The organism is Amycolatopsis sp. MJM2582 (assembly GCF_000754115.1).
Lineage (GTDB): Bacteria > Actinomycetota > Actinomycetes > Mycobacteriales > Pseudonocardiaceae > Amycolatopsis > Amycolatopsis japonica.
This window is the reverse complement of record NZ_JPLW01000001.1, coordinates 191,089-210,761: the sequence shown is the minus strand read 5'-3', so window position 1 is coordinate 210,761 and position 19,673 is coordinate 191,089. Positions and strand designations below refer to the sequence as shown.

The window sequence follows — 19,673 nt, the reverse complement described above, 5'->3', positions numbered from 1 at the left end:
CTCCTAGAAGTGCAGCAGCGAACGCTGGTCGACGCGGGTGTCGTGCCTGCGCCAGGTCGCCCACTGCACGGCGGCGATCACCACGAGCGCGGGCGGCAGGACGAACGTGAGCAGGCCGAGCATCTCGGTGCTGGTGGCCGCTTCCGACAGGCTCAACGAGAACCCTCCGTCCACAGAGGACATCAGCGCGTCCGGCAGGCGCAGGGTTCCGACCGCCAGCACCGGCGACGCGGACAGCGTCATCGTGGCGACCAGCGCCGCCTTGTGTCGTCCCGCGCGCAGGGCCGCGGCCGCGACCCCCAGCGCGCCGAACGCCAGCACGATCGCGGGCAGCACCGACCACGACGCGGTGGTCTCGACGGCGCCCCAGACGACCGCCACGACCAGGAACGCGAGCGCCGGCGCGAGCAGGGCCTTGGCGATCCGGTTCGCGCGGGCGGTGAATTCGGCCGGTGCCCGGACGGCGAGGAAAGCCGCTCCCTGCAAGGCGAACAGCGCGACGAACCCGGCACCCCAGAGCAGCGCGTACGGACTGAACACCGCGAGGACGTCGCCCGCCGGTTTCCCGGCCGCGTCGAGCGGGAGCCCGAGCACGAGGTTGCCGAGGAACACGCCCCACGACACCGCCGTCACCCAGGCGCCGACGGTGATCGCCAGCGTCCAGGCGCCGCGGCCCGCGTCCGGCCGCCTGCTGCGCAACTGCACCGCCGCGGTGAACGTGACGAGACCGAGCAGCAGGGTGACGACCGGAAGGTACGCCCCGGCGAACACTTTTCCTTCCAGATGTGGGAAAGCGCCGAACAGGACGCCGACCGCGGCCACCAGCCACACCTCGTTGGCCAGGAAGAACGGGCCGAAAGCGCCGAGCACACGCCGCCGTCCGGCCTCGTCACGGCTGAGCCTGCCGAGCAGCATCCCGACGCCGTAGTCGTAGCCTGCCAGCGCGAAATAGCCGGCCGTCAGGAAACCGAGCACACACCACCAGAGGATCACCATCGGTCAGACTCCGCTCAGGACGGGAAGTTCGGGACGAGGCGCGACCGCCTCTTCGCTCGCGTCGGGGCCGCGTTTGGCGACCCGCGACATCAGGACCCAGTCGGCGATCGCGAGCGCCGCGAACAGCACGGTGAACGCGATGAAGGAGAACAGGACCTGCCCGGCCGGGATCGACGCGACGGCGTCCGCAGTGGTCAGCTGCCCGCGGATCAGCCACGGCTGGCGGCCGATCTCCCGGACGAGCCAGCCGGAGATCGCGGCGACGAACGGCAGCGGAATGGCCAGCACCATCACGTACAGCAGCGGCCGCACCTTGGTGATCCAGTTCCGGAACAGCAGCAGCGTGCCGAGCATCGAGGCGAGGAACGCGATGAAGCCGATCTGGATCATGAATCCCAGCGGGGCGCCGACCAGCGGATCAGGCGACTTGAGCTTGTCGGGGTGGTACTCGCCCAGCGGGCCGAACTGGCCGAAACCGAAGCCGATCACCAGTGTGCTGCCGACCAGCGAGGCGAGCACGCCGATCCGCATCGAGCGCTGGAAGAACTCGATCTCCTTGGTGCGCTTGATGAAGTGGTACGCGCTGACGCCGACCACGAAGAAACCGCCGGTCATGAGTGCAGCACTCAGCACGTGCGGCAGCGAGCTGGTCAGTGCCGGGTTGGTGAACAGCGCGCCGAAGTCGTCGAGCTTCAGCACGCCGTTTTCGGCGTGCGTGCCGACCGGGTTCTGCAGGAACGAGTTGGCCACCATGATGAACAGCGCCGAGGCGTACGCGGTCAGCGTGACCAGCCAGATCAGCGTCAGATGGACCCATTTGTTCAGCCGCCCCCAGCCGAAGATCCAGAGCCCCAGGAAGGTCGATTCGGCGAAGAACGCCACCAGCGTCTCGATGGCCAGCGGGGCGCCGAAGACGTCGCCCGCGACCGCGGACAGGCCGGTCCAGGTGAGTCCGAACTGGAATTCCATCACGATTCCCGTGACGATTCCCAGCGCGTAATTGATCACGTAAAGCTTGCCCCAGAAACGAGTCATCCGCGTGAGCTCCGGCTTTCCGCCGAACGCGGAGCGTGTCTGCATCACCGCGACGAGTGTCACGAGCCCCAGTGTGAGCAGCACGAACAGGAAGTGGAACGAGGTCGTCGTCGCGAACTGGAGTCTCGCGATCGGGAGTGCGTCCATGTCGAAGCACTGTATACGTAGGCTGGCTACATGTAGCCACTAAATCTATGAAATCGGGGTGATCTCGGGGACATTCCCTGAGGCCGGTCCGGGAAAGTCCCGGCTACCCTGGCAGGCGGCGATGTGTAGACTGTCTATCTATGAAGGCCGACAGCCTGCGCGGGCACCTCGACGCGCTGCTCCTCGCCGTCCTCGACGGCCGGAAGCTGCACGGATACGCCATCATCGAGGCGCTCCAGCTCCGCAGTGACGGTGCGCTCGACCTGCCGACGGGCACCGTCTACCCGGCGCTTCGCCGCTTGGAGCGCGCCGGATTCCTCGCCAGCGAATGGGACGTCGTGTCCGGCCGCAAACGTCGTACGTACAAGCTCACCCGCTCCGGGCAGAAGGCCTTGGCGGCGGAACGGGCGGAGTGGCAGGAGTTCACCACCGTGATCGGTGGTGTCCTCGGGGGGAGCACCGCATGAGCACGATCGAGGCCTACATCGGTGATCTGGACACCAGATTGCGCGGGTCGGCGGGGGCGAAGGCCGATCTGCTCACCGAGGCCAAGGACGGTCTGATCGACGCGGCCGAGGCGTATCGCGAGGGTGGTGTCGACGAGGCGGAGGCCGAACGCCGTGCCGTCGCCGATTTCGGCCCGGCCGCCGTGATCGCCCGCGAGTACCAGGCCGAGCTGGCGTTGCGCGGCGACATCGGCACGTTGTGGAAGGTCATCGTCGGCATCCCGCTGATCCAGGTCGGCTGGGAGCTGGCGCGGATCTGGACCTACGGCGACTGGAGCCGGAGCGGGAATGCGCATCCGGAGTGGTACATGTCCGTCATCGAGCTCTTCGGCGTCCTCGTCCTCGTGCCGCCCGTGCTCGGCGTGGTCGCGCTGTTCGGGACGCGGCGGCTGGGGCGCAGGCTCGACAGCGTCCGGCTCGGGAAGGTGACGCGGTCGACGGTGGGCGCCGCGGCGAGCATGAACCTGCTGGCGCTGTTGCTGCTCACCGTGGGTACGGCGGCCCTCGATCCGTCCAGGCTCAACGTGAGCCTGGTGTGCAACGTGCTCGCCCTCGGCTGGGTCGTGTTCAGCTTCAGGCTGCTTTCGCTGGCCTTCCGGCCCCGGTCCGCCCTCGCCGCATGAACGCGATCGAGGCCTACATCAGCGAGCTGGACGGCCGCTTGCGCGGGCCGCGGTCGGCGAAGGCCGATCTGCTCACCGAAGCGAGGGACGGTCTGGTCGACGCGGCCGAGGCCTATCGGGCGGGTGGCGTCGACGAGGCGGAGGCCGAACGCCGTGCCGTCGCCGATTTCGGGCCGGCCGACCTGATCGCCCGTGACTACCAGGCGGAATTGGGACTCCGGCGCGACATCCGCGTGCTGTGGGAGCTGATCGCCGGTGTCCCGCTGCTGATCCTCGGCTGGGATTTCGCGCGGGGCTTCGGTGACTGGTCGCGGTTCGGCGACGCGCCGTCCTGGTACCACCGCGCGATCGGTGCGGCCGACACACTCGCGGCGCTGTCCCCGGCCATCGCGGTCGCCGGGTTGCTCGCCGCACGGTTGCTTTCGCGGCGCGCGGGCGGCCCGCCCGTCGCCCGCGCGGTCTCGTGGTCGCTGGCGGGCGCGGTGGGACTGAACCTGCTCGCGGTCGCGACGTACGGCGGCGCGACCGGCCTGCTGGAACCCGCGCGCATGCTCGTCAGCGTGCCGTGCGCGGTGATGTCCGGAACCTGGATCCTGTTCAGCATGCGGCTCGCGGTCGCCGCGCGGAGTCGGAGAGCCACGGCATGACGGTGATCGAGGCGTACCTCGGGGAACTGCGCACCCGGCTGGACGGTCCGGCGTCGGCGAAGCGGGATCTGCTGCGCGAGGCACGGGACGGGCTCAACGACGCCGCGGACGCGTACCGCGACGGCGGTTGGAGCGAGCACGAGGCGCAGCGGCGCGCGGTCGCCGACTTCGGGCCGGTGCATCTGATCGCGCGGGACTATCAGGCCGAACTGGGGATGCACAGCGGCACCCGCACCTTGTGGAAACTGATCCTCGGCGTGCCGATGATGCAGCTCGCCTGGGAGTTCGCCCGCAAATGGACCTTCGGTGACTGGTCGCAGCTTTCGACGCCGACGCCGGGTTGGTACAAGTACGTCGCGCAGTTCACCCACGGCTCGGTGTTCATCGTTCCGATGCTGGGCGTGCTCGCGCTGCTCTGCATGCGCTGGCTTTCCCGGCGGATGGACGGCGCGCGGCTGGTCAGGACCGCCGGCGTGCTGATCGGCGAGGCCGTCGGGCTGAACCTGCTTTCGGTGGCGCTGCTGGTGATCGCCACCGGGTTCATCGACGCGTCGAGACTGTTCCTGTCGGTGCCGTGCGGGATCCTCATGGTGCTCTGGGTGGTGCTCAGCGTGCGACTCGCGTTGCTGGCGCGACGATCGTGGCGTTCGTGTGCCACGATCGTGGCGTGACGACCGCCCTGATCTATCTCGTAGTCATGCTGCTGGTGGCCGCAGTGGTGTTTTTGCTGGCCGCCGTGGTGTTCGGCAGGGGTGAGGAGCTGGCGCCGCTGCCGCCCGGCGGCTCGCCGACCAGGCTGCCCGCCGAGGACATCACCGCCGAGGACGTCCACGCCGTCCGCTATCAGATGGTGCTGCGCGGCTACAAGATGTCCGAAGTGGACTGGGTGATGCGGCGCCTCGGCGTCGAGATCGAGGACCTGCGGGCCAAGGTGGCCGAACTGGAGGCCGAGCGCGAGGGCGCCAGGTGACCGACGTCGTCGTCTCCGTCGACGTCGCGGTACCGGCGGGGACGGCTTGGCTCGCCCTGACCGACTGGGAACGCCAGGGCGAATGGATGCTCGGCACCGAGGTCAAGGTCGTCGAGGGCAACGGGCGCAGCGTGGGATCGAAGCTGTCGGCGTTCACCGGTGTCGTGGGGATCGGCTTCACCGACACCATGGAGATCACCAGCTGGGAGCCGCCGCTGCGCTGCGTCGTGCGGCATACCGGCAAGATCGTGCAGGGCACCGGGGTCTTCCAGGTGATCGAGAAAGGGCCGCATGCCTCGACGTTCGTCTGGGCGGAGCATCTGCGGCCGCCGTTCGGCGTCGTCGGACGGCTCGGCTGGCCGGTCGCGAAACCGGGCTTCGAACTGGGACTGCGGTTGAGCCTGCAGAGATTCGTGAAGTACGCGGAGGGGTACCGGGTTGGCTGAGGCGGGTCTGCTGGGCGCGGACGGGATCAACCGGTGTTCGTGGGGCAATTCGGCGCCGGACTACGTCGAGTACCACGACACCGAGTGGGGCGTCCCGCTCCACGGCGACGAAGAGCTGTACGAGCGGCTGTGCCTGGAGTCGTTCCAGTCCGGGCTTTCGTGGATCACGATCCTGCGGAAACGGGAGTCGTTCCGGAAGGCGTTCGCCGGGTTCGTGCCGGAGAAGGTCGCTCTGTTCACCGACGACGACGTCGCCCGGCTCATGGCGGACGCGTCGATCGTGCGGAACCGGGCGAAGATCCTGGCGGCGATCAACAACGCCCGGGCGATCTCGGAACTGGACGGTTCGCTGGACGACCTGCTGTGGTCGTTCGCGCCTGCGTCGCACACCCGGCCGCGGCGGATGGCGGACGTCCCGGCGATCACCGACGAGTCGAAGGCGATGGCGAAGGAACTCAAGAAGCGCGGCTTCGTGTTCCTCGGGCCGACGACCTGCTACGCGCTGATGCAGGCGACGGGGATGGTCGACGACCACGTGAAGGACTGCTTCCGGGCCGCTTAGCCCGCCGGAGCGCGGAGGTCCCGGATGTCATGAAAGGGTCGTTCAGGACATCTTTCGTCCTGAACGACCCTTTCATGACATGTCCGGTGAGCGACTACTTGCCCTGGAAGTTCGGCTTGCGCTTGCCCACGAAGGCCTCGACGGCCTCGGTGTGGTCCGCGGTCGCGCCGAGCGCGGACTGCGCGGCGTCCTCGGCGTCCAGCGCCTCTTCGAGCGTGGACTCGGCGGCGACCGCGAGGACGTTCTTGATCTTCGCGTACGCGACCGTCGGGCCGGCCGCGAGCTTCGCGGCCACCTTCTGCGCGCGGGCGGCCAGTTCCTCGTCCGGAACGACCTCGCTGACCAGCCCGAGCGTCAGCGCCTCGGCCGAGTCGACCGTGCGCGCCATCAGCATCAGCTCGGCCGCGCGGCCGAGGCCGATCAGCCGCTGCAACGTCCACGACGCGCCCGAGTCCGGGCCGAGGCCGACGTTCGCGAACGCCATCAGGAAGTTCGCCGACGTCGCCGCGATCCGGAGGTCGCTCGCGTACGCGAAGGCCGCGCCCGCGCCGGCCGCCGGGCCGTTCACCGCCGCGATGACCGGCTTCGGCATCCCGACGATCGTCTTGACGATCGGGTTGTAGTGCTCCTTGACGGTGTGTAGCGGAGCGGGGTCACCCGCCTGCAGCAGCCCGACGTGCTCCTTCAGGTCCTGCCCGGCACAGAAGGCCTTGCCCGAACCGGTCAGCACGACCGCGCGGACGCTGTCGTCGGCCGCGGCCTCGGTGAGGCCCGCCAGCAGCAGTTCCTTGAGTTCGACGGTCAGCGAGTTGTACGCCTGCGGCCGGTTCAGCGTGAAGGTGCGCACGCCATCGGCGTCGGCGGTCAGCAGAACGTCGGATGTGGTCACGGGATCTCCTAGTCGGCGAAACTGCGGTCCGAGACGAGTCTTTCAGCCTCGCGAGCCGCATACCAGCACCGATACGGCGGCAAAAGATCGGTCCGCGTTCGCGCTCGGCCGCTGATGAGGGACAATGGACAGTAGACCCGGCTGGCTTTGACGAGCGCGACCCGGGCGCGCCGGTTGAGACGGAGGGAGCACGCTATGGCGGCCATGAAGCCCCGGACCGGAGATGGTCCCCTCGAAGTGACTAAGGAGGGGCGGGGCCTCGTGATGCGCGTACCACTCGAAGGTGGTGGGCGCCTCGTCGTCGAACTCTCCGCGGAAGAAGCGAAGGATCTCGGCGCGGCCTTGCAGGAGGTCACCGGCTGAGCCGGACCGCACCAACGTTCAACCACCCGCACCCCGGTCTCCCTTCGGAGGCCGGGGTCGCGGTTCATCTGCGCCCGGAGGTCGCTCACTGTGCGTAACCCGCTACCCCCCGTTCCGGGGAAGCTGCTCGAACTCGAGGTCTCGGACGACCTAAGGCGCGGGACACCGCTGGCCACGCTGATCGCGGCGCCGTCCGAAGAGGACGGTGACGCCGGACTCGCGGAGATCGGCGGCGTGCGGCCCACCGGCAAGGCCGGTGACGTGCAGACCGTGCCGACCGGCGGCGTCCGCTGGCTGGCCGGCGTCGGAGACGGCGAGCCCAAGCAGTACCGCAAGGCCGGTGCCGCGCTGGTCCGCGCCGTTTCGTCGGCGCTGGAGGAAGACGTCAAGGCGGGCCAGAAGGCGTTCCGTGCCTTCGCCGTCGAACTGCCTGAAGACGCGGGCGCCGAGCACGTCGAGGAGCTCGCGTTCGGGCTCCTGCTCGGCGGCTACCGGTTCACGGTGACGGCCGAGGAGCCCAAGCCGAGCCTGCGGACCGTGCGCTTGATCACACGCCACGAGAACGCCGCGGACGCCTTGGAGCGGGTCCGCGAACTCGCCGCGGCCGCCGCGTTCGCGCGCGACCTGGCGAACACGCCGTCGAACATCAAGACCCCCGCCTGGCTCGCCGACACGGCCGTCCGCGTCGCCGGCGGCCTGCCGAACCTGACCGTGACGGCCAGGGACGAGAAGTGGCTGGCCGAGCAGGGCTTCGGCGGCGTCCTCGCGGTCGGTGGCGGTTCGGCCGCGCCGCCGCGGCTGATCGAACTGGAGTACCGGCCGCGCGGGGCGACGACGCATCTGCTGCTGGTCGGCAAGGGCATCACCTTCGACACCGGTGGGCTTTCGATCAAACCGGCCGACGGCATGCACCTCATGCGCACCGACATGGCGGGCGGTGCGGCGATCATCGCCGCGGTCCGCGCGATCGCCGCGCTGCGCCTGCCGGTCAAGGTGACCGCGCTGGTGCCCGCCGCCGAGAACCACGTGTCCGGTTCGTCGTACCGGCCCGGCGACATCGTCCGGCACTACGGCGGAAAGACGACCGAGGTGGGCAACACCGACGCCGAGGGCCGCATGGTCCTGGCCGACGCCCTCGTCTACGGCATCAAGAAGCACAAGCCGGACGCGGTGATCGACGCGGCGACCCTGACCGGCGCCATGAAGGTCTCGCTCGGCGTCCGCACCGGCGGCGTCTTCGCCAACGAGGACGCGCTCGCGGAGCGGGTCACGAAGGCGGGCGAGCGTGTCGGCGAGGCGTGGTGGCGGATGCCGCTGCTGGAGGACCTGGCCGAGACCGTGCAGGGCTCGCTCGGTGACGTCCGGCAGGCGCCGGGCGGTCCCGGCGGCATCGTCGCGGCGCTGTTCCTGCGCGAGTTCGTCGGGGACGTGCCGTGGGCGCATCTCGACATCGCCGGCCCCGCGCGGGCCGACAAGACCTACGCGGACGTCGTGCCCGGGGCCACCGGGTTCGCGGCGCGGACGCTGGTCGAACTGGTCGCGTCCTACGCCTGACCTGCGGTTTACCTGCGGGGTGGTAGCAAAGGTCCCTTGCTCCCACCCCGCAGGTCGACCTTGGGCATGGGCTGGGTCGGCGCGTCACCGGCGTGGGCGGTGAGCCGCCGGGCGATCCCGGTCGCGGGGCCGGTCAGGTAGCGGAAGACGAGCCACGCCGTCACGGAGCCGAGGACGAGCCCGGCGAGCACGTCGTGCGGGTAGTGCGCGCCGACGAAGACCCGCGAGAAGCCCATCAGCACCGCGCCCGGGAGCACCCACGGCGCGAGTCGCCGCCAAGCGAGTGCCAGCCCGACGGCGGCCGCCGCTCCGATGGTGGAGTGGTTGCTCGGGAAGGACCAGTCGCCGATCGGCGGGCAGTCGACGAGCGTGACGAGGTTCCGGCACGGCCGGTCCTCCTGGATCACGCTTTTCAGGCCTTCGCTGATCAGGTACGCGATCGCGGTCGCGGCGGGCGGCAGCAGCGCCACGGCGATCCGGACGGGTGAGGTGCGCGCCCGCCACAGCATCCAGGCGAAAAGCGCCGCGAAGACGAGCAGTCCTGCTTCGGTGAACAGGATTCCGGTCGCCTGAAGCCAGCTCGGGCTTTCCCCCGCCAACTCCACGATGTCGTCGTACATTCACCCGAAGTTAGCGAAAACGACGCGCCCGCGGGGTGGACGAACGGCAGGGACCGACCCTGACGATCGTCACCAGGGATGCGCGCGGACCCGTTCCCGGAACCTCATGACGGCGGGCGGCAGGACGACGTCCTTGCGCCAAGCCAGCCCGATGGTCCGGCCGACCGGCGGTACCAGCGGGACTTCGGCGACACCCGCCGGGCTGCCCGGCTCGAAACGGGGGAGCAGCGCGACACCGAGCCCGGCCGCGACGAGGCCTCGCACGGTGTCGGACTCCTGTCCTTCGAAGGCGATCTTCGGCTCGAAGCCGGCCGCGGCGCACAGTTCGTCGGTGATGGTGCGGAGGCCGTAGCCGGTCTCGAGGAGCACGAACTCCTCGTCCTTGAGGTCCTCGATGGCGGCGCTGGGCCGGTCGGCGAGGCGGTGCGACGTCGGCACGGACAGGAAGATCTCCTGCTCTGACAGCACGGCGGTGTCGAGCAGCGGGTCGTCGACCGGGGCCGGCGCGAGCAGCGCGAGGTCGAGCTCGCCGCTGGTCAGCCGGTCGACCATGTCCTGGCGCGAGCCTTGGACCAGCGTGAACCGGACTCCCGGGTGGTCCGCGCGATAGCCGCGGAGCAGCGTGGGGACCAGCGAACGGCCGAGGAGGTGCAGGAAGCCGAGGACGATGTGCCCGGATTCGGGGTCGACCTCCTCACGGGCTTGGCGGACCCCGGCGTCGACGGCGGCGAGAGCGCGCTCCGCGGCGTCGGCGAGCAACTCGGCGGCCCGGGTGAGCCGGATGCCGCGGCCGTCGGGGACCGTCAGTGGTGCGCCGAGGGCCTCGCCGAGTGCCGCGATCCGGCGGCTTACCGTGGGCTGCGGGACACCGAGCAGTTCCGCCGCGCGTGTGACGTTCGTCGTGCGGCGCAGTGCGGTGAGCAGAGCGAGCTGGGGGGCTAGCTGGGCGGTCATCCTTTCATTCAGCACGGTATCGATTGTGGCAGATGAGCGTATTAGACGTATCGTTTAGCGAGGCTTAGCTTCGACGTCGTGCCTGCTCCCGGAACCACCCGCCGCGTGACGATCGCCGTCGCCGCGGCCGGGATCTCCTCGTTCGCGCTGCTCTACGCGCCGCAGCCGGTGCTGCCGCAACTGGCCGAGCAGTACCACCTCGATCCCGGTGGTGCCTCGCTCGCGGTGAGCGTCGCGACCGGCGCGCTCGCGATCGCCGTGCTGCCGATCGCGGCGCTTTCGGAGGTGGTGGGACGGCGGCCGGTGATCATCGCCTCGGTGGTCGCGTCGGTCGTGTTCGGTTTCCTGCTGCCGCTGGCGCCGAGCTATCCGGCGCTGCTCGTGCTGCGGGCGCTGCAGGGGGTCGCCATCGCGGGGTTCCCCGGCGTGGCCGCGGCCTACCTCGCGGAACGGCTCGGGAAGGCCGGGCTGGCGGCAGCGGTGGGCGCGATGATCGCCGGGAACACCGTCGGCGGCATGGTCGGACGGCTCGCGGCCGGGTTCACCGCCGGACCGTTCGGCTATCAGGGCGCGCTGCTCGTCGTCGCGGGGGTCGGGCTGGTCTGCACGGTGGTCACGGTGCTGGCCCTGCCGCCGGGGGAGCAAGGGACCTTTGCTACCACTTTCGCGGATCGGCGCAGGTCAGAGCGCTTTAGTGACCAGGGCAAGGCGGTGCTGGCCGGGCTCGGCGCGGCCGTCCGGAAGCCGGTCCTGCTGGTCCAGTACGCGGTCGCGCTCCTGGCGATGGGCTCGTTCGTCGCGCTCTACAACGCCGCCGGCTTCCGCCTGACCGGCGAGCCGCTGAACCTCTCGCCCGCGATCGCGTCGCTCGTCTTCCTCGCGTACGCGATCGGCTCGGTCTCGTCCGCGACGGCGGGGAAGCTCGTCGGCCGCTTCGGGCGTCGCCGGTCGCTCGCCGGTGCCCTGCTGCTCACGATCGCGGGCGCCGCGCTGACGTTGTCCGACTCGCTGCCCGTGGTCGTCGCCGGGTTCGTGGTGCTGACCGGCGCGTTCTTCGCCGCGCACGCCGTCGCCAACGGCTGGGCCGCGGCGGAAGCGCCCGAGAACGCTCGCGGCCAGGTGGGCGGGCTCTACACGCTTTCGTATTACCTCGGCAGCAGCGTCGGCGGTGCGGTCGGCGCGACCGTGTACGGGCACGCGGGCTGGACGTGGCTGATCGTGCTCACCGCCGCCTGGCTGGCCATCGCCGCGGTGGCCGTGGTCGCGGTGGTCCCCAAGTCCGTGAAGGCCTCCTTGAGGGACTCTGGGTCTCTCAAGGAGGCCTTCACGGAACGGGTCTGAAAGTGGTAGCAAAGGTCCCTTGCTACGCGATCGCGGCGACCAGCAGCCCGCCGCCCACCGGCAACAGCGCCGGGACCAGCCGCACGTCCTCCCGGAAGGCCCGCGCGACCTCCCGGAGCGCGAGGGTGTCCGGATCACGCCGTGAGGGATCGGTCACCCTGGTGCCCGAGACGTTGTGGAACGCCAGTATCCCGCCGGGCCGCAGCAGAGCGACGGCCTTCTCGTAGCAACTCGGGTACTCGACCGGCGCCGAATCGACGAACACCAGGTCGTAACCGCCGGGGGTGAGCCGGGGGAGGACGTCGAGCGCGCGCCCCATGATCAGCCGGGTCCGCCCCGGCGGGTAGCCGGCCTCGCGGAACGCCGCCCGCGCCGCCCGGTGGTACTCCGGCTCGATGTCGATCGAGGTGAGGACCCCGTCGTCGACCATGCCGCCGAGCAGGCACAACCCGCTCACCCCGGCCCCGGTCCCGACCTCGACGACGGCCTTCGCCCGCAGCGTCGTGGCCAGGAAACGGAGAGTCGCGCCCGCGCCCGCGCTCAGCGGACCGCATCCCAGATCGGCCGACCGCGCCCGCGCGGCGGCCAGTACCTCGTCGTCGGGGACGTAGCCGTCGACGAGATCGGCGTCGGCGGCCTCGGCAGGCGAGCCCGCATGCGTCCCGGAATTCACACGCGGAGGTTAGCGCTGCCTATCGCCAAAAGAGCAGAAGACTCCTGGTAACGACTTCTCAGCCTCCTCTCAGTCCAGTCTCACTAGAAACATAAGCAGGCCGGACAGACTGGTCCTCGACAACGGGAACACCGTGCTCATCGCCCGCGTTGGGTGGAGTAGTTGGGAGAAGACGCTGATGGAGGTGCCTACTTCCCCGATGCAGGACACGATGCAGGACCAGCACGCGGACCAGGTCACGCCGGTGACGGTGGACGAGGCCGCATGGACGCCGCCCTCGTGGGACGAGGTCGTGCGTGAGCACGCCGACCGCGTGTACCGGCTGGCATACCGCCTGACCGGTAACGCCCACGACGCCGAGGACCTGACGCAGGAGACCTTCATCCGGGTCTTCCGCTCCCTCGCGTCCTACAAGCCCGGCACGTTCGAAGGCTGGCTGCACCGCATCACCACGAACCTCTTCCTCGACATGGCCCGCCGCCGCTCGCGCGTGCGGATGGAAGGCCTCCCCGAGGACACCGACCGCATCGTCGGTGACGACCCGAGCCCCGAGCAGGTCTACTCGGACACGCATCTCGACCCGGACCTGCAGGCCGCGCTCGACGAGTTGCCGCCCGAGTTCCGTGCCGCGGTCGTGCTGTGCGACGTCGAAGGCCTCTCGTACGAGGAGATCGGCGCCACCCTCGGTGTCAAGCTCGGCACCGTGCGCAGCCGGATCCACCGTGGCCGCCAGGCGCTTCGCGCTTCTTTGGAGCGTCGTCGCGCCGCGGCGCAGGAGTCTGCGAAGGTGGGGGTATGACCGCACCGCGAGGTTGGGGACTCCCCGAGTCGCATCTGCTTCCGGACGCCATCGTCGCCTTCGTGGACGGCGAGCTGACCCTCGGCGCCCAGGACAGGGCTTCGGCGCATATCGCCCGTTGCCAGTCCTGCGCCGCCGAGGTGACCGCCCAGCGCCAGGCCGTTGCGGCCCTGAAGCAGGCGGGAGCCCCGTCGATGTCGGCGGGTTTCCTGGCCAGCCTTTGCTCCATCCCGCAGAACACCGAACTTCCCGGCACGCCGGACAATCTGGCGATGACCGCGGACGGCCAGCTCGTGGCCATCCAGCGTCCCGACCGGGTCGCCGGCCTTCGCGACACCGGGGTCTTGGGCGGTACCGCGCCGTTGGGATCATCGGCACCGCTGGGCCAGTCGCCGAACGTCCTCGGCGGCGGGCGGTTCGGCCTCGCCCGGCGGAAGTACGCGCAAGGCGCCGGAGTCGTCGTTTCGGGCCTGGTCCTGAGCGCCCTGGCCCTGGTCGCGACCTCGGGTGACGGCACCGAAGACCAGCCGGCCACCGGTTTCACCCCGCCGCAGGGCGTCAACGCCGGGCTGCTGCCCGCGCAGCTGGGCGGCGGCACCCAGCCGGAACCACCGCGCAGCCCCACGCCGAGCCCGAGCACGTCCAGCCGGCCCATGCCCGTCTCGGCCCGCTGATCCGCTCCGTCAGGGTTTGACGAAGCAGATCGTCGCGCTCTTGAACTTCTGCGTCGCGCCGTACGCCGAGTAGGAGATCACCTCTTCTGTGCCCTCCTTGCACGGACTGTTCACGTAGCTGGCCTTGTCGAACACCTCGCTGATCTTCAGCCGCGCTCGCGAGCAGTCCACCAGCGGCGGCGGGGTCTTGGTCTTGATGACGTCGAAACACAGGCCGATCCGGGCGTTGATCCCCAGACAGAGTCCGACACCGTCACCGCGCAGCGGCGTCGCCACCGAGTAGCTGTAGAAGCCCTCCGGGCAGTCGCCCTTGACCGTGCCCTTGACGCTCACGACGTACGGCGTCCGCGGGTCGTCGCAGGCGGCCTTCACCGCGTCCGCCTCTTTCCCGGCGCCGGTCAGCTGGACGCAGTCGCCGGCCTCCACCTTGGTGGCCTGCTTCTCCGGCCCCGCGACCGATTTCATCACGACGACCAGGCCGATCCCGCCGCCGACCACGACGAGTGCCGCCACGAGCAGCAGCACCTTCACCTTGGTGCTCAGGCCCTTCTTCTTCGGTGGCTGCGGCCAGCCCTGCTGCTGCGGCCACTGCTGGTGAGGGACGTTCTGGGGCGGATAAGGGGCCCCCGGATTCTGCGACATGGCCGTCAGCGTGCCATAAGTGAGACATCTTCGCGGCAAGTGTCACATTTCTGTCCGGTCCGGGGAATCAACGCGCACTTCACCGTGGTCACGGCAGAATCCAGGGCGAGGCTTGGCGTACTCTCGCGTCCGGCCAACCTGATCTCAGCCCCGGGGAATGATGACCGAGCAGCCGAACGCGAAACCGCAGCAGCCTGGTGACCCGGCGGGGGATCGGCTGGCACCGCGCCCGCTGGCCCGGCCCGCCGTCGATCCGGCGCAGGCGGCCACGTTCGGGAGGCCGCATGGCGTCGATGGCGCCTTCGACAAGCTGTACCAGCCCAGCGCGAACGGACAGCCCGCGCCGGGCCTGAATCTGGCGCCCCCGACGCCGGAATCGCTCGCCGAAGCCTTCCGCCGCCCGCCGGGCGCCGAAGGTGTCGTGCTGGAGCGGCCGCACGGGACCAACGGCTCCGGGCCGTCCGCGAGCGGCGCGGAAGATCCGCTTTGGACCACGACGTCGGACCCGTGGCGTGATCCCGGTTCCGGCGCGGTGCTCGCCGGGCCCGCCGTGCAGCAGGACACGGAAGAAGAGAAGCAGGCGAAGCGCCCGCAGGGTGCGCTGCTGAGCCTTCCGGAGGTCCTCTTCGGGCGGCGTGTGCAGACGAAGGCGCTGGCGATGCTCGCCGCGGTCGCGCTGGCCATCGGCGCGGTCGGCGGGCTGATCGGCTGGTGGTTCGCCGACACCGGCACCGAGCTGACCGGCCAGGCCAGCATCTCCGAGGCCGACGCGGCCAAAGAACGGCCGGCGGGTTCGATCGCGGACATCGCCCATCGGGTGGCGCCCGCCGTCGTCTCGCTCGAGGTGTTCAAACCCGGCGCCGACGCGGGCCAGCAGGGCTCCGGCGTCGTCATCGACAACCAGGGCTACGTGCTCACCAACGAGCACGTGATCTCCGCCGCGACGGCCGACGCGGCCACCAAGGTCACCGCCGTGTTCTTCGACGGCAAGCGCGTCGAGGCGAAGGTCGTCGGCGCGGACGCCAAAACCGACCTGGCCGTGGTCAAGGTCGACGTCAAGAACCTCACCGCGCTCCAGGTCGGGAAGTCGTCCGACCTGGCCGTCGGCGACTCGGTGATCGCCGTCGGTTCGCCGCTGGCCCTGCAGAACTCGGTCACCGCCGGCATCGTGAGCGCGCTCAACCGCCCGGTGACCGCGGGCGGCGACGGCGGCAGCGCGCCGGTGATCTACGAGGCCATCCAGACCGACGCCGCGATCAACCACGGCAACTCGGGTGGTGCGCTCGTCGACGCGACCGGCGCGCTGGTCGGGATCAACTCGGCGATCCGCTCGTCCAGCGCCGAAGGCGGCAGCATCGGCATCGGATTCGCCATCCCCAGCGACTACGCGGTGAAGATCGCGAAAACACTGATCAAGGACGGCAAGGTCGTCCACCCCGACATCGGCATCAACGCTTCGTCGACCGTCGCGGGCTCCAGCACCATGGGCGCACAGGTCCGCAACGTCGCCCCCGGGGGCCCCGCGGCCTCGGCGGGGATCAAAGAAGGCGACGTCATCACGGAAGTCGGCGGCAGGCTCGTGCGCGACTCGGCGGAACTGCTCGTCGCGGTCCGCGCTCGCGAAGTCGGCGAAGTGGTCCCTGTCCGGCTTGTCCGGGATGGGTCTTCACTTGTCGTGGACGTGAAACTGGCCTCGGACTAGCGAGTTCGGCCGGGTACCCTGAACGGGGAAGACGCCGAGGCGGAGGTTCACACGGGTGTTCGAGAGTGTCGGCTGGGGAGAGATCCTCATCATCGTCGTCGCGGGTCTTTTCATCCTCGGTCCGGAGCGGCTGCCTGAAGCGGCGTCCTGGGTGGCGAAGAGCGTCCGCAAGGTCCGCGACTTCGCGACCGGGGCCAAGACGCAGCTGCGCGAGGAGATGGGCCCGGAGTTCGATCAGCTGCGCAAGCCGCTGGAGGATCTGCGGGGCCTGCGGAACTTCGACCCGAAGCGGGTCGTCACCCAGCACCTGTTCGACGGTGACACGGATCCGCTGGGGCTCAACAACGTCAACGGCACCAACGGGTCCAATGGCGCTTCGAAGCCCAACGGCCACCCGGCGCCGGCTTCGCAGCCCGAGCCGCTGAAGCCCGGTGAGCGCCCTCCGGTCGACCCGGACGCCACCTGACCCAGGCCTTCAACCCGACGCATTTAGTCCTCTGGATGCGATCCTTGCGCACGCAAGTACCGCATCCAGAGGACTAAATGCATAAGTAGGGGGACGGTCAGCGGCCCGCGGGGGTGACGTTCAGCATCATCCCGGCCAGCCCGCGCGCCCGGACGGTCAGCTTCTTCGCCGCCTCCTTGAGCACGAGCGACGCCGGCGCGTCCGGCTCGGCCAGCACGATCGGCGTGCCCGCGTCGCCGTTGGAGACCACGCGCGGGTCCATCGGGACCTGCCCGAGCAGCGGCACCGTCGAGCCGACCGACTTCGACAGCGAGTCGGCGACCGACTGCCCGCCGCCGGAGCCGAAGATCTCCATCTTCTGGCCGTCGGGCGTCTCCAGCCACGACATGTTCTCGATGACCCCGGCCACCCGCTGCCGCGTCTGCAGCGCGATCGCGCCCGCGCGCTCGGCCACCTCGGCGGCCGCCTGCTGCGGCGTGGTGACGACCAGGATCTCCGCGTTCGGGATGAGCTGCGCCACCGAGATCGCGATGTCGCCGGTGCCCGGCGGCAGGTCCAGCAGCAGGATGTCGAGGTCGCCCCAGAACACGTCGGCGAGGAACTGCTGCAGCGCGCGGTGCAGCATCGGCCCGCGCCACACCACGGGGGTGTTGCCCGGGGTGAACATGCCGATCGAGATCACCTTCACGCCGTGTGCCTGCGGCGGCATGATCATGGTGTCGACCTTGGTCGGCTTCTCCCGCGCGCCGAGCATCCGCGGCACCGAGTGCCCGTAGATGTCCGCGTCCACCACGCCGACGGACAGCCCGCGTTCGGCCATCGCGGCCGCGAGGTTCACCGTCACCGAGGACTTGCCGACGCCGCCCTTGCCGGACGCGACGCAGTAGACGCGCGTCAGCGAGCCCGGCTGCGCGAACGGGATCACCGGTTCGGCGGCGTCACCGCGCAGGGATTTCCGCAGCTCCGTGCGTTGCTCGTCGCTCATCACGTCGAGCTCGACCCGGACGTCGTTGACGCCGGGGAGCTTCTTGACGGCTTCGGTGGTGTCGTTGGTCAGCGTCGCCTTCAGCGGGCAGCCGGCGACCGTCAGGTAGATCCCGACGGTGACCACACCGTCCGAGCCGACCTCCACGTCCTTGACCATGCCGAGTTCGGTGATCGGTTTCTTGATCTCCGGGTCGTACACGGCCTTCAGCGCGGTGCGGACATCGTCGACGCTGGGGAGTTGCTGCGTACTGGTCACCCCACCATGTTACGTACCGGTAGGCGTGCGGTCGGGTTTGGCCTTGCGCGGCTTGGCGTCGAGATCCTCGCGGAGCCGGTCGAGCTCGCCCCGCAGGAAGTCCCGGGTGGCGACCTCGCCGAGCGCGATCCGCAGCGACGCGAGCTCCCGCGCGAGGTATTCGGTGTCGGCCTTCGTCTGCGCGGCGCGGTTCCGGTCCTCGTCGAGGGAGACGCGGTCGCGGTCGTCCTGCCGGTTCTGCGCGAGCAGGATCAGCGGCGCGGCGTACGCGGCCTGCGTCGAGAACGCCAGGTTCAGCAGGATGAACGGGTACGGGTCCCACCGCAGCGAGACCGCGACCAGGTTCAGCACGATCCAGACGATGACGATCAGCGTCTGCCAGAACAGGTACTTGCCGGTGCCGAGGAACCGCGCGATCCGTTCGGTGAACCGGCCGAACGAGTCGGGGTCGATGTTCAGCCTGAACCGGCTCTGGCCGCGGGGCTGGTCGAGCCGCCGCCCGGACGTCAGTTCAGGCACGTTCGGCCTCCTCGGTGATCTCGCCGGTGATGTCGTGCAGCCCGGTCTCGCGCCAGTCCTCCGGGAGCAGGTGGTCGAGCACGTCGTCGACGGTGACCGCGCCGAGCAGGTGATCCTCGGCGTCCACCACCGGCCCGCAGGTGAGGTTGTAGGCGGCGAAGTAGCGCGTGACCTCGGACAACGTGGCCTTCGGCCGCAGCGCGGGCAGCTGGGAGTCGATGGCGCTCGCCACCATCTCCGCGGGTGGCTCGCGCAGCAACCGCTGGAAGTGGACGACGCCGACGAAGCGCCCCGTCGGCGTCTCCGTGGGCGGACGGCAGACGAACACCATGCTCGCCAGCGCCACTGGGAGGTCCGCGTTGCGGATGTGCGCGAGGGCCTCGGCGATCGTGGCGTCCGGGGTCAGCACCACCGGCTCGGGGGTCATCAGACCGCCCGCGGTGTCGGACGAGTACTCCAGCAGCCGCTTCACCGGCGCCGACTCCTCGGGTTCCATCAGCTCCAGGAAGCGGTTCTGCTCGGCGGGCGCCAGTTCGGCCAGCAGGTCGGCGGCGTCGTCGGGGTCCATCGCTTCGAGGATGTCGGCGGCCCGTTCCTCGGCCAGGTAGGACAGCAGTTCCTTTTGGTCGTCCTCGGGAAGCTCCTCGATGACGTCGGCGAGGTGCTCGTCGTCCATCGCGTCGGCGACCTCGTGCCGTCGTTTGAGCGGCAGATCGCGGACCGTGGCGGCGACGTCGGCCGGGCGCATCGTGTCGAACAGCATCAGCAGCTGCGCCGCGCCCTGGGTCTGGCCGGTCAGATCGGTGAGCCCGAGCCCGGACACCTCCGACCACGGCAGCACCTGCATCGCCGAACGCCGCCTGCCGAGGCCGAGCCTGCTCGACCGTTCACGGATCGCGAGTTTCGCGAGCACCCAGTCCCGCGTCCGCGTCGGTTCCATGGCGGCGTCGACGACGGTGATCCTGGTGTCCGAGCCCGCGAGCGTGGCGTACGCATCGAAGAGCTGCCCGACCACCAGCACCTCGTTGGGCCGCTGGTGGAAGCGCCGCATGTTCACCGATCCGGTGGCGAGCGTGACCGCGGTGGGCTCGATCGAGGTCACCCGCAACATCGGCACGAACACGCGGCGCCTCGTCGTCAGCTCGACCACGATGCCCAGGATCCGGGGCGGCTGCTGATCGAGGCGCAGGCCCGCCACCAGGTCCCGCACCTTGCCGATCGATTCGCCATCGGGCCCGAAAACCGGCAAACCGGCCAGCTGGGCTGCGAATACCCTGTTCACGGCTGCCATGCCCGAAGGTT

General features: G+C 69.9%; 24 protein-coding genes. 14 read left to right on the top strand and 10 right to left on the bottom strand.

The window, feature by feature from the left end; genetic code table 11:
* Positions 1–3: 3 nt before the first annotated feature.
* Together ED92_RS00945 and ED92_RS00940 are read right to left on the bottom strand one after the other, a co-directional pair.
* Positions 4–996: a cytochrome d ubiquinol oxidase subunit II gene (locus tag ED92_RS00945; protein ID WP_037332176.1), complete on the bottom strand. Its 993-nt coding sequence runs from the start codon at positions 994–996 to the stop codon at positions 4–6.
* 3 nt (positions 997–999) lie between these two features.
* Positions 1,000–2,178, bottom strand: a complete 1,179-nt coding sequence (locus tag ED92_RS00940) for a cytochrome ubiquinol oxidase subunit I (protein ID WP_037332174.1) — start codon at positions 2,176–2,178, stop codon at positions 1,000–1,002.
* A 140-nt stretch (positions 2,179–2,318) separates the two neighbouring features.
* Here ED92_RS00940 and ED92_RS00935 point away from each other — a divergent pair, with 140 nt between their 5' ends.
* From ED92_RS00935 to ED92_RS00905, 7 genes are read left to right on the top strand one after another with little or no spacing between them, the layout of a single operon-like run.
* Positions 2,319–2,645, top strand: coding sequence for a helix-turn-helix transcriptional regulator (locus ED92_RS00935; RefSeq protein WP_005155407.1), 327 nt, complete (start codon positions 2,319–2,321; stop codon positions 2,643–2,645).
* Positions 2,642–3,307, top strand: a complete 666-nt coding sequence (locus ED92_RS00930; protein WP_037332172.1) for a permease prefix domain 1-containing protein — start codon at positions 2,642–2,644, stop codon at positions 3,305–3,307. Before ED92_RS00935 ends, ED92_RS00930 begins: the two co-directional genes overlap by 4 nt.
* Positions 3,304–3,954 carry a permease prefix domain 1-containing protein gene (locus ED92_RS00925; protein WP_037332170.1) on the top strand — a complete coding sequence of 217 codons (651 nt, stop codon included), beginning with the start codon at positions 3,304–3,306 and terminating at the stop codon, positions 3,952–3,954. Before ED92_RS00930 ends, ED92_RS00925 begins: the two co-directional genes overlap by 4 nt.
* Positions 3,951–4,625 (top strand): permease prefix domain 1-containing protein, encoded by a 675-nt coding sequence (locus ED92_RS00920; RefSeq protein WP_081975670.1) that lies wholly within the window; start codon positions 3,951–3,953, stop codon positions 4,623–4,625. Before ED92_RS00925 ends, ED92_RS00920 begins: the two co-directional genes overlap by 4 nt.
* Complete coding sequence (locus tag ED92_RS00915) at positions 4,622–4,924, top strand: DivIVA domain-containing protein (protein WP_037332168.1); 303 nt, start codon at positions 4,622–4,624, stop codon at positions 4,922–4,924. The genes ED92_RS00920 and ED92_RS00915 overlap by 4 nt, the downstream gene beginning before the upstream one ends.
* Entirely contained in the window at positions 4,921–5,370 is a 450-nt protein-coding gene (locus ED92_RS00910) for an SRPBCC family protein (RefSeq protein ID WP_037332167.1), read from the top strand. Before ED92_RS00915 ends, ED92_RS00910 begins: the two co-directional genes overlap by 4 nt.
* Positions 5,363–5,932 carry a DNA-3-methyladenine glycosylase I gene (locus tag ED92_RS00905; RefSeq protein WP_037332166.1) on the top strand — a complete coding sequence of 190 codons (570 nt, stop codon included), beginning with the start codon at positions 5,363–5,365 and terminating at the stop codon, positions 5,930–5,932. The genes ED92_RS00910 and ED92_RS00905 overlap by 8 nt, the downstream gene beginning before the upstream one ends.
* A gap of 94 nt (positions 5,933–6,026) precedes the next feature.
* On the opposite strand, the gene ED92_RS00900 is transcribed toward ED92_RS00905, so the two are convergent.
* Positions 6,027–6,821 carry an enoyl-CoA hydratase/isomerase family protein gene (locus ED92_RS00900; protein ID WP_037332165.1) on the bottom strand — a complete coding sequence of 265 codons (795 nt, stop codon included), beginning with the start codon at positions 6,819–6,821 and terminating at the stop codon, positions 6,027–6,029.
* 195 nt (positions 6,822–7,016) lie between these two features.
* On the opposite strand from ED92_RS00900, the gene ED92_RS41715 reads away from it, so the two are divergent.
* Together ED92_RS41715 and ED92_RS00895 are read left to right on the top strand one after the other, a co-directional pair.
* A complete protein-coding gene (locus tag ED92_RS41715; RefSeq protein ID WP_005155393.1) occupies positions 7,017–7,184 on the top strand; it encodes a DUF3117 domain-containing protein in 168 nt (55 codons plus the stop codon).
* A gap of 90 nt (positions 7,185–7,274) precedes the next feature.
* Complete coding sequence (locus ED92_RS00895) at positions 7,275–8,738, top strand: M17 family metallopeptidase (RefSeq protein ID WP_037332162.1); 1,464 nt, start codon at positions 7,275–7,277, stop codon at positions 8,736–8,738.
* 8 nt (positions 8,739–8,746) lie between these two features.
* Here ED92_RS00895 and ED92_RS00890 read toward each other — a convergent pair whose 3' ends face one another.
* On the bottom strand, positions 8,747–9,358 hold the full coding sequence (locus ED92_RS00890; protein WP_037332159.1) for a phosphatase PAP2 family protein: 612 nt from the start codon (positions 9,356–9,358) through the stop codon (positions 8,747–8,749).
* 69 nt (positions 9,359–9,427) lie between these two features.
* Entirely contained in the window at positions 9,428–10,312 is an 885-nt protein-coding gene (locus ED92_RS00885) for a LysR family transcriptional regulator (RefSeq protein WP_037332158.1), read from the bottom strand.
* Between the two features lie 105 nt (positions 10,313–10,417).
* On the opposite strand from ED92_RS00885, the gene ED92_RS00880 reads away from it, so the two are divergent.
* Entirely contained in the window at positions 10,418–11,653 is a 1,236-nt protein-coding gene (locus tag ED92_RS00880; protein WP_152610856.1) for an MFS transporter, read from the top strand.
* Positions 11,654–11,675: 22 nt separating this feature from the next.
* On the opposite strand, the gene ED92_RS00875 is transcribed toward ED92_RS00880, so the two are convergent.
* Entirely contained in the window at positions 11,676–12,326 is a 651-nt protein-coding gene (locus ED92_RS00875; protein ID WP_037332154.1) for an O-methyltransferase, read from the bottom strand.
* A gap of 178 nt (positions 12,327–12,504) precedes the next feature.
* On the opposite strand from ED92_RS00875, the gene sigE reads away from it, so the two are divergent.
* Both sigE and ED92_RS00865 read left to right on the top strand, forming a co-directional pair.
* Positions 12,505–13,125, top strand: a complete 621-nt coding sequence (gene sigE, locus ED92_RS00870; RefSeq protein ID WP_037332153.1) for an RNA polymerase sigma factor SigE — start codon at positions 12,505–12,507, stop codon at positions 13,123–13,125.
* Positions 13,122–13,799 carry an anti-sigma factor gene (locus tag ED92_RS00865; RefSeq protein ID WP_037332152.1) on the top strand — a complete coding sequence of 226 codons (678 nt, stop codon included), beginning with the start codon at positions 13,122–13,124 and terminating at the stop codon, positions 13,797–13,799. Before sigE ends, ED92_RS00865 begins: the two co-directional genes overlap by 4 nt.
* Before the next feature lie 9 nt (positions 13,800–13,808).
* On the opposite strand, the gene ED92_RS00860 is transcribed toward ED92_RS00865, so the two are convergent.
* The gene (locus ED92_RS00860) at positions 13,809–14,441 is read right to left on the bottom strand and encodes a hypothetical protein (RefSeq protein ID WP_037332150.1); all 633 of its coding nucleotides are present in this window, start codon (positions 14,439–14,441) and stop codon (positions 13,809–13,811) included.
* Between the two features lie 160 nt (positions 14,442–14,601).
* Here ED92_RS00860 and ED92_RS00855 point away from each other — a divergent pair, with 160 nt between their 5' ends.
* Together ED92_RS00855 and tatB are read left to right on the top strand one after the other, a co-directional pair.
* Positions 14,602–16,143: a trypsin-like peptidase domain-containing protein gene (locus tag ED92_RS00855; RefSeq protein ID WP_037332148.1), complete on the top strand. Its 1,542-nt coding sequence runs from the start codon at positions 14,602–14,604 to the stop codon at positions 16,141–16,143.
* 55 nt (positions 16,144–16,198) lie between these two features.
* Positions 16,199–16,609: a Sec-independent protein translocase protein TatB gene (gene tatB, locus ED92_RS00850; protein WP_037332145.1), complete on the top strand. Its 411-nt coding sequence runs from the start codon at positions 16,199–16,201 to the stop codon at positions 16,607–16,609.
* 97 nt (positions 16,610–16,706) lie between these two features.
* Here the strand turns inward: tatB and ED92_RS00845 are convergent, their stop codons facing one another.
* Genes ED92_RS00845 through ED92_RS00835 form a run of 3 tightly spaced genes read right to left on the bottom strand, consistent with a single transcriptional unit; the run spans position 16,707 to position 19,662 of the window.
* Positions 16,707–17,852, bottom strand: coding sequence for an Mrp/NBP35 family ATP-binding protein (locus ED92_RS00845; protein ID WP_037332142.1), 1,146 nt, complete (start codon positions 17,850–17,852; stop codon positions 16,707–16,709).
* A gap of 9 nt (positions 17,853–17,861) precedes the next feature.
* Entirely contained in the window at positions 17,862–18,371 is a 510-nt protein-coding gene (locus tag ED92_RS00840) for a DUF1003 domain-containing protein (protein WP_037332140.1), read from the bottom strand.
* Entirely contained in the window at positions 18,364–19,662 is a 1,299-nt protein-coding gene (locus ED92_RS00835; protein WP_037332139.1) for a magnesium transporter MgtE N-terminal domain-containing protein, read from the bottom strand. The genes ED92_RS00840 and ED92_RS00835 overlap by 8 nt, the downstream gene beginning before the upstream one ends.
* Positions 19,663–19,673: the final 11 nt, after the last annotated feature.

Excerpts from the sequence above, each read along its gene's own strand:
- ED92_RS00945 (WP_037332176.1), bottom strand. The coding sequence starts at position 996 with ATGGTGATCCTCTGGTGGTGTGTGCTCGGTTTCCTGACGGCCGGCTAT.
- ED92_RS00940 (WP_037332174.1), bottom strand. The coding sequence starts at position 2,178 with ATGGACGCACTCCCGATCGCGAGACTCCAGTTCGCGACGACGACCTCG.
- ED92_RS00935 (WP_005155407.1), top strand. The coding sequence starts at position 2,319 with ATGAAGGCCGACAGCCTGCGCGGGCACCTCGACGCGCTGCTCCTCGCC.
- ED92_RS00930 (WP_037332172.1), top strand. The coding sequence starts at position 2,642 with ATGAGCACGATCGAGGCCTACATCGGTGATCTGGACACCAGATTGCGC.
- ED92_RS00925 (WP_037332170.1), top strand. The coding sequence starts at position 3,304 with ATGAACGCGATCGAGGCCTACATCAGCGAGCTGGACGGCCGCTTGCGC.
- ED92_RS00920 (WP_081975670.1), top strand. The coding sequence starts at position 3,951 with ATGACGGTGATCGAGGCGTACCTCGGGGAACTGCGCACCCGGCTGGAC.
- ED92_RS41715 (WP_005155393.1), top strand. The coding sequence starts at position 7,017 with ATGGCGGCCATGAAGCCCCGGACCGGAGATGGTCCCCTCGAAGTGACT.
- ED92_RS00890 (WP_037332159.1), bottom strand. The coding sequence starts at position 9,358 with ATGTACGACGACATCGTGGAGTTGGCGGGGGAAAGCCCGAGCTGGCTT.
- ED92_RS00885 (WP_037332158.1), bottom strand. The coding sequence starts at position 10,312 with ATGACCGCCCAGCTAGCCCCCCAGCTCGCTCTGCTCACCGCACTGCGC.
- sigE (WP_037332153.1), top strand. The coding sequence starts at position 12,505 with ATGGAGGTGCCTACTTCCCCGATGCAGGACACGATGCAGGACCAGCAC.
- ED92_RS00865 (WP_037332152.1), top strand. The coding sequence starts at position 13,122 with ATGACCGCACCGCGAGGTTGGGGACTCCCCGAGTCGCATCTGCTTCCG.
- ED92_RS00860 (WP_037332150.1), bottom strand. The coding sequence starts at position 14,441 with ATGTCGCAGAATCCGGGGGCCCCTTATCCGCCCCAGAACGTCCCTCAC.
- ED92_RS00855 (WP_037332148.1), top strand. The coding sequence starts at position 14,602 with ATGACCGAGCAGCCGAACGCGAAACCGCAGCAGCCTGGTGACCCGGCG.
- ED92_RS00835 (WP_037332139.1), bottom strand. The coding sequence starts at position 19,662 with ATGGCAGCCGTGAACAGGGTATTCGCAGCCCAGCTGGCCGGTTTGCCG.